The following is a 6272-nucleotide window of genomic DNA, read 5'->3' as shown; positions in this document are numbered from 1 at the left end:
GTGCCCCTATGTGGTGTGTCAAGCGGCGGCGGGGAGTTGGTGGGTGGGTTGGGGGTCGTAGAGGGTGCCGTTTCGGATCATGGCGTGCAGGGTGAGGATGCGGCGGTGGGCTAGGGCGATGACGGCCTGGTTGTGGCGCTTGCCCTGGGCGATCTTGCGGTCGTAGTAGGCCCTTGAGGCGGGGTCTGAGCGCAGTGAGGCGAAGGCTGACAGGAACATGGCCCGCTTGAGTCTCTTGTTGCCCGCGTGGGAGGTGTACTCCTCTCGGATCGAGGAGCCGGAGCGTCTGCTGACGGGTGTGAGCCCGGCGTAGGAGGCCAGGTGCGCCCCGGTGGCGAAGTCCCGCCCGAGGGTCTCGGCGATGAGCACTGCGGCGGTCCTGACCCCGATGCCGGGCATGGAGGTCAGGACCTGGTAAAGAGGGTGGGCCTCCACCAGGGCCTCGACCTTCGCCGCGACGTCACTGCGTTGGGCGTGCAGGGCGATGAGCTGGCGGGCCAGGTGGGGCAGGACGATTCCGGCGGCGTCGGTGCCGGCGACCACGACGCTCTGGGCCTTCAGCGCGCTGATGATCTCGTCGGCCCAGGCCTCGTGGTGGCGGGCGCCGTGGGCCTTGAGCTTGGCGTTGATCCGCGCCCGCCCGGCCTTGCGCAGGGCGGCGGGGGTGGGCCAGGAGGCGATGACCTCAAGGACGGCGTCGTGCTCCAGCCGCGGGCCCAGGACCTTCTCCAGGGCGGGGTGGATCTGGGTGTACATGCCCCGGATCCGGTTGGAGGTCTGGTTGACCTGGCGGGCCAGGTCCAGGTCGAAGCCCGTGAGCATGGACAGGGCTGCCGCGTCCTCATCTGAACCGTTGATGGCCCGCAGTGTGTGGGGCATGGTGCGGGCGGCCTGCGCGATGACAGCGGCGTCACGGGCATCGGTCTTGGCGTTGCCCGGGGTCAGGTCCGCGATCCGCCGCATCGACAGGCCGGGCAGGTAGCCCACGGTGATGCCCATGTCCTGGGCCACGGCGACGGCCAGGGCTCCGATGGTGGCGGGCTGGTCCACGACCACCAGCACCCGGCCGTGATGGGACAGTCGCTCGTAGAGGTCTCGCAGGCGGGTCTCGTCGTTGGGAAGGGCCTTGTCGAACAGGCGCTCGCCGTCCCGGTCCAGGGCGGTGGCCCAGTGGTCGGACTTGCCCACGTCGATGCCGATGAACACGTCGATGCTGGAGGTCTGCACCCACAGCTCCCTCGTCTCGTAGGAGATCGGGCCAGCCTTGAGCCACCGATCCCGCACCCACGTTACGAAAGACCTCGAACGGGTCGTTCCCCTGATCAGCGGTGAGCAGCGGCCCCGCGGCGGCCGGTGACAACACCCCCCGGATCATTCAAGACAGGGGCAAGACATCATGCCGACCACCGCTGGCCCAGTCACCGGCACTCCTTGGCCGGCAACCACCACCAAGGTAACGGGCGTGACCCTGGTGCCGGCCTTCACGGGGCTTGGTGCGCCGTGGTGGGACCGTCAGGCCGTCGGCCTGGTCTCGGGCGTCACCGCGGGGACCGAGCGCGGTCACGTGGCGCGGGCGGCGCTGGAGGCGGTGACCCACCAGATCGCGGACGTCCTGGAGGCCCTGGGAAGCGAGGACCTGGAGGTTCTGCATGCCGACGGCGGGGCTACGGCCTCGCGCCTGCTCATGCAGTGCCAGGCGGACCTGCTGGGCCGCAGCGTCGTCGTCTCCTCCAACGCGGAGGTCTCGGCGCTGGGGGCGGCGCTCATCGGCCACACTCCTTCGCGATGGCAACAGCCTCGGCGGACAGCCGGGTGATCTCCTCCCACGCGCCGGCCTTGACCAGGTCCTTCTTGACCATCCAGGACCCACCGCAGGCGGCGACGACCGGGACGCAGAGGTAGTCCGCCAGGTTGGCCGCGCTCACGCCGCCGGTAGGCATGAAGCGCAGTCCGGGGAAGGCGGCGGACAGCGCCTTGATCGTGGCGATCCCGCCACTGGCCTCGGCGGGGAAGAACTTGACGGTGTCCAGGCCCAGAGCCAGAGCGGCCATGATCCACGAGCCGTCCGTGCAGGCGGGCAGGGAGATGACGCCAGCCACCAGGGCCCGGCCCACGCCCATGCCCTCCTGGGCGGAGTCGACGACGACGGGGACAACAGGGTTGGCGGACAAGAGGTCTTGTAGTGACACGGGCGATCTCCTTTGCCTGTGTCAGGCGACGTCGATGGCGCCGCAGCGGCACCTACGTCAAGACGCAGGCTGCGGCGCGGGGCTGGATCCAGGCTAGGAGCGGGCATGAGGGGCCCGGCTGGGTTGCACTATGTTGCCGATTGGGGAAGCAGGCGAGAGAGGCCAGCGTCCTAGGCCGCGAGCGCGGCACCGAGGGCGAGACCTCCCACCGCGGCCAGCAGGCTCGTGCCCGCCATGGTGACAGCGTGAAGGAACCCGGCCCACGGCCGGCCGGAGAGCATGAGCCGCGCAGCCTCCACGCAGGCGGTGGAGAAGGTGGAGTAGCCGCCAAGGAAGCCGGTTCCCAGGATCGTGACGAGCGTGGGCGCGAGTGCGCCGCTGGCGCCGGTCAGGAGGCCGAGCAGCAGACAGGCGCTGACGTTGACCACGACCGTGCCCAGGGGAACCGCGACGAGCAGGCGGCGGCCCGCGCCTGTGACGGCGGCTGAGGATGCATCAGCCGTGCGCCTTCGCTGACGTCGCGCCGCGACGACGGCGCCCACGCGTGAGTCAACCTTGAAGCGCGTGACCGCACCCAGCCCGCCTGCCAGCGCGAGCAGGAGCCAGGTCGCCGCGGTCATGACTGACCTCCTTGCCCAGTCGGCTCGCCAAGCGTGGGGAGAGCCGTGCGACGTCGTGCACCGAGCCCGGCCAGCCACAGGCCGACGGCGGCCAGCGCGACCCCGGCCACCAGCGAGCCGGCTAGGTAGGTCGCCGCGCCGATCAGGTCGGCGCGGCCGGCCAGGTGCTCGACCTCCACGATGAAGGTGGAGTAGGTCGTCAGTCCGCCCATGAAGCCCGTCCCGAGCCCGAGGCGCAGCGTGCGCCGCCACCCAGTGTCAGGGGCCAGGGCGAGGCGGCCCAGGAGGAAGCCGAGCGCGAGGGCACCGACGAGGTTGACCGCTAGGGTCGCCGTCGGCAGCTCTCCGGCGGTATGAGGCCACAGGCGGGCCAGCCCGGCGCGGACCAATGTGCCCAGCGCCCCGCCTGCGAAGACGGCAAGCGGCGCCTGGTGCTGCCTAACCCACGCGCTTGGCGACCTGGTAGTCGTCGCGGTCGAAGATGAGCTCATAGCGGGTCCCAGTCTGCTCCTGCGCCCACGCGGCCGCATCCTGGGGGGCTATCGCACCCCAGCTGCCCGAGAGCGGATCGACGACGACGTAGTCCGGGGTGACCCCTTGGGCGGTGCCCACCCAGTAGACGGTGTGCTGCGGCACGAGGTAGGGCAGCAGGCCCAGGTCGCTCTCGACCGTGGCACCACGGGGAATGAGGCTGACGATCTCCTGCGCCGAGGCTGCGCGTGCCGGTACCTGGCCCCAGCCCGGCTCGGTCATCTGGGCCAGCGGGAGGGCAGGCGCGATCCACAGGGCGGTGACCGCGGGGATGACGACGGCGACCACGGCCGTGGCCCGGAGCCAGGTGGGGACGCAGGGGTGCCACAGAGACAAGCTGGAGGCCGTGCGCCGTCGGAGAGTCTTCGGGCGGGGACGGGCGACGTCGTCGGCTGCCTGGGCGTGCCGGCGGCGCAAGCGGAGGAGTACCTCCAGCAGCGCTCCCAGCGCAATCGGCATGAGGACGGCGTTGTAGTGCCACTGCGACCAGTCCCAGTAGGTGCTCTTGGTGGACAGGAAGCGCCAGGCGAGCGTGGGCACCATGACCGCCATCCATGGGGAGGCCAGGCCGATCACGCCCGCCGTCATGACGAGCAGGAGCACGGTGACGAGCTTGACCGGTGGCCACAGCGCGCGCAGCAGCAGGTGCGCCGTGGCAGGGGCGGAGGAGGCTGAGCCGTCCGAGGTGTTGCCGCTCAGCCCGTACTCCCAGGTGCCCGTCGGGGACAGCGCGGGCAGGATGAGGCCCACCGTCACCAAGAAGGCCACCACCCCGAAGACGGCCAGGCCGAGGCCCAGCTGCGCCGTCGTCGGTTCCATGACCCGGCCTGCCAGCCGCAGCCGGGCGCGAGCGGGAGCGCCGGCGGGACCGCTGTGGCGCCCTCGCCAGGCGATGGCAAGCCCGATCATGAGGACCGTGAGCCCCAGGTCCTCTTTGACCAGGACCAGGGGTGCGGACCACCCTGCCACCGCCCACCAGCGGCCTTCGGCAAAGGCGGCCGAGGCCCAGGCCAGCAGCGGCACGGCGAAGGCGATCTCGTGGAACTGGGCCGCCACCGCCGTCTGCAGGCCCCAGGACAGGACGTAGACCAGGCCGAGCACCGTGCCGCCGACCGCGCCGAGGCAGCGGGTGGCCAGGCGGGTTAGCGGCCAGGCGGACACAGCCAGGAGCAGGTCCTGGACGATGAGCAGCGTCAGAGGGCTGGGCGCGATCCACCAGGCGGGGGCCAGCAGGACGAGGATGGGATGGAAGTGATCGCCGAGGAGGTTGAAGCCCTCGCCCTTGATCGGCACGATCGGGGCCTGAAGATGGGCGTAGTCCTTGGCCAGCTGGGAGAAGATCGCCAGGTCCCAGCTGGGGACCCGGTAGGAGCGCCACTGCCCGACGGACAGCGCGATGAAGACGGCTGCGCCGACCACTGTCACGGCAGCCGCCGGAAGGTGGCGCCCACGCGCAGGGAAGCGGGTTGCAGATGCACACATCGGTCAGAGCCTAGCGGGGGACTAAAATGCCCGGGACCCAGCCCCAAGGAGATGCCATGGATGAGCAGCAGGATGAGGCCCAGCTCCAGCGACGCCTGACGAACCGTCACGTCCAGCTCATCGCGATCGGTGGGGCTATCGGCACGGGCCTGTTCATGGGCTCAGGCAAGACGATCTCCCTGGCTGGCCCAGGGGTGCTTCTGGTCTACGCCATCATCGGCGCCGTGCTGTTCCTCGTGATGCGGGCACTGGGCGAGGTCATGCTCTCCAACCTGGAGTACCGCTCCTTCGCGGACGTCGCCCACGACCTCATCGGGCCCTGGGCCGGGTATATGACCGGGTGGACCTACTACTTCTGCTGGCTGGTGACGGCGGTGGCCGAGGTGGTGGTCATTACCGGCTACGTGCGCTTCTGGTGGCCCACCTTGCCGCTGTGGATCCCGCCGGTGGTCGCCGTCGTCGTGCTGCTCGGGCTCAACCTGGCCACGGTCAAGGCCTTTGGTGAGATTGAGTTCTGGTTCTCCATCATCAAGATCGTGGCCATCATCGCCCTAGTGGCGGTGGGGATCTACATGGTGGCGATCGGATTCCAGGCGCCTAACGGAGCCCGGGCTGATGTGGCCAACTTGTGGAACGACGGCGGGCTGTTCCCCCACGGCTTCCACGGCTTTGCCGGGGCCTTTCAGATCGCCGTCTTCGCCTTCGTGGGCACTGAGTTGATCGGTACGGCCGCCGCCGAGGCCAAGGACCCTCACGTCACCTTGCCCAAGGCCATCAACGCGATCCCGCTGCGGATCGTCCTGTTCTACCTCGGCGCGCTCGCGGCCATCATGGCGGTGACCCCCTGGCGGGAGGTCTCGCCGGAAGACAGCCCCTTCGTGGCCATGTTCTCCCTGGCCGGGCTCGGGGTGGCCGCCAGCGTGGTCAACTTCGTGGTGCTCACGGCCGCGGCCTCCAGCGCCAACTCGGGTATCTACTCCACCTCCCGGATGCTGTTCGGCCTGGCGATGGCTGACCAGGCGCCGTCGGTCTTCCGCAGGCTGACAGCTCGCAGCGTGCCGGGCGCCTCCCTGCTGGTGACCTGCGCCGGGCTGCTGTGCGCGATCCCGCTGCTCTACCTGTCCGGTTCCATCATGGACGCCTTCACCCTGGTGACCACGGTGGCGAGCGTGCTGTTCATCCTCGTGTGGTGCGTCATCGTGGTCTCCTACCTGCGGTACCGCCGGATCTACCCCGAGCGGCACGCGGCCAGCGCCTTCACGGTGCCCGGCGGGCGGGTGGCGGCCTGGGGCAGCCTGGTGTTCTTCGTCTTCGTCACCTGGACGCTGACGCTGGCGCAGGACACCCGGATGGCGGTGGCGGTCTCGCCGTTGTGGCTCGTGGCCCTGGGCGCGGCCTGGTGGCTGCGGGGACGCCGCCTGGCGCGCGCCCGGACCGAGTGAGCTGCTGC

General features: G+C 70.2%; 7 protein-coding genes. 2 read left to right on the top strand and 5 right to left on the bottom strand.

Going from position 1 to position 6272, the window contains the following annotated elements:
• Positions 1 to 18: 18 nt before the first annotated feature.
• Positions 19 to 1227 carry an IS110 family RNA-guided transposase gene (locus CYJ26_RS09970; RefSeq protein ID WP_101638367.1) on the bottom strand — a complete coding sequence of 403 codons (1209 nt, stop codon included), beginning with the start codon at positions 1225 to 1227 and terminating at the stop codon, positions 19 to 21.
• A gap of 169 nt (positions 1228 to 1396) precedes the next feature.
• On the opposite strand from CYJ26_RS09970, the gene CYJ26_RS09965 reads away from it, so the two are divergent.
• On the top strand, positions 1397 to 1816 hold the full coding sequence (locus tag CYJ26_RS09965) for an FGGY-family carbohydrate kinase (RefSeq protein WP_101638364.1): 420 nt from the start codon (positions 1397 to 1399) through the stop codon (positions 1814 to 1816).
• Here the strand turns inward: CYJ26_RS09965 and CYJ26_RS09960 are convergent.
• The 4 genes from CYJ26_RS09960 to CYJ26_RS09945 form a co-directional block, all read right to left on the bottom strand.
• Positions 1764 to 2189, bottom strand: coding sequence for a beta/alpha barrel domain-containing protein (locus CYJ26_RS09960; protein WP_244902069.1), 426 nt, complete (start codon positions 2187 to 2189; stop codon positions 1764 to 1766). The genes CYJ26_RS09965 and CYJ26_RS09960 overlap by 53 nt on opposite strands.
• Positions 2190 to 2359: 170 nt before the next feature.
• Entirely contained in the window at positions 2360 to 2809 is a 450-nt protein-coding gene (locus CYJ26_RS09955; RefSeq protein ID WP_006547774.1) for a fluoride efflux transporter FluC, read from the bottom strand.
• Positions 2806 to 3300, bottom strand: coding sequence for a fluoride efflux transporter FluC (locus tag CYJ26_RS09950; protein WP_101638363.1), 495 nt, complete (start codon positions 3298 to 3300; stop codon positions 2806 to 2808). The genes CYJ26_RS09955 and CYJ26_RS09950 overlap by 4 nt, the downstream gene beginning before the upstream one ends.
• Entirely contained in the window at positions 3248 to 4822 is a 1575-nt protein-coding gene (locus CYJ26_RS09945; RefSeq protein ID WP_050765625.1) for a DUF2079 domain-containing protein, read from the bottom strand. Before CYJ26_RS09945 ends, CYJ26_RS09950 begins: the two co-directional genes overlap by 53 nt.
• Positions 4823 to 4878: 56 nt before the next feature.
• On the opposite strand from CYJ26_RS09945, the gene CYJ26_RS09940 reads away from it, so the two are divergent.
• On the top strand, positions 4879 to 6264 hold the full coding sequence (locus tag CYJ26_RS09940) for an amino acid permease (protein ID WP_101638362.1): 1386 nt from the start codon (positions 4879 to 4881) through the stop codon (positions 6262 to 6264).
• Positions 6265 to 6272: the final 8 nt, after the last annotated feature.

Source organism: Actinomyces urogenitalis, from assembly GCF_002861525.1.
GTDB classification, from domain to species: domain Bacteria; phylum Actinomycetota; class Actinomycetes; order Actinomycetales; family Actinomycetaceae; genus Actinomyces; species Actinomyces urogenitalis.
This window is presented reverse-complemented; position numbering and strand designations above follow the sequence as displayed.

Bases quoted from the DNA above. Each gene is read 5' to 3' on its own strand.
- CYJ26_RS09965 (WP_101638364.1), top strand. From the start codon at position 1,397: ATGCCGACCACCGCTGGCCCAGTCACCGGCACTCCTTGGCCGGCAACC.
- CYJ26_RS09955 (WP_006547774.1), bottom strand. From the start codon at position 2,809: ATGACCGCGGCGACCTGGCTCCTGCTCGCGCTGGCAGGCGGGCTGGGT.
- CYJ26_RS09950 (WP_101638363.1), bottom strand. From the start codon at position 3,300: ATGAGCTCATCTTCGACCGCGACGACTACCAGGTCGCCAAGCGCGTGG.
- CYJ26_RS09945 (WP_050765625.1), bottom strand. From the start codon at position 4,822: ATGTGTGCATCTGCAACCCGCTTCCCTGCGCGTGGGCGCCACCTTCCG.
- CYJ26_RS09940 (WP_101638362.1), top strand. From the start codon at position 4,879: ATGGATGAGCAGCAGGATGAGGCCCAGCTCCAGCGACGCCTGACGAAC.